The organism is Burkholderia sp. Bp8998 (assembly GCF_003854235.1).
In the GTDB taxonomy this organism is placed as follows: Bacteria; Pseudomonadota; Gammaproteobacteria; order Burkholderiales; family Burkholderiaceae; genus Burkholderia.
Genome location: NZ_QTQF01000180.1, coordinates 1 through 357, shown reverse-complemented (window position 1 = coordinate 357; position 357 = coordinate 1). Strand labels below are relative to the sequence as shown.

Annotated in this window: 1 protein-coding gene; it reads left to right on the top strand. The window is 61.9% G+C overall.

Annotation, left to right across the window (positions count from 1 at the left end):
- Positions 1-357 (top strand): response regulator (locus DIE06_RS38060; RefSeq protein ID WP_148094400.1); only part of this gene is annotated, 357 nt, incomplete at both ends.

Below are 357 nucleotides of genomic sequence, written 5' to 3'. Positions count from 1 at the left end.
CCTGCTGCTCGAGCAGATCCTGCGGCGGGCGGGGTATGCGCACGTCGAGTCGACGATGGATGCGTCCGCCGTTTATGAACTTCATCGCCGGCACCGTTACGATCTGATCCTGCTCGATCTGCAGATGCCCGGCACTGACGGTTTCCAGGTCATGGAAAGCCTGAAGTCGCTCGAGGCGGACAGCTATCTCCCGGTCATCGTGATCACCGCTCAGCCGGTCCACAAGCTGCGCGCATTGCAGGCCGGCGCGAAGGACTTCATCAGCAAGCCATTCGATCTGGCGGAAGTGCTGATGCGGGTTCGCAACATGCTGGAAGTTCGGTTGCTGCACCGGGAGTTGCGCAAGCGCGGTGACGC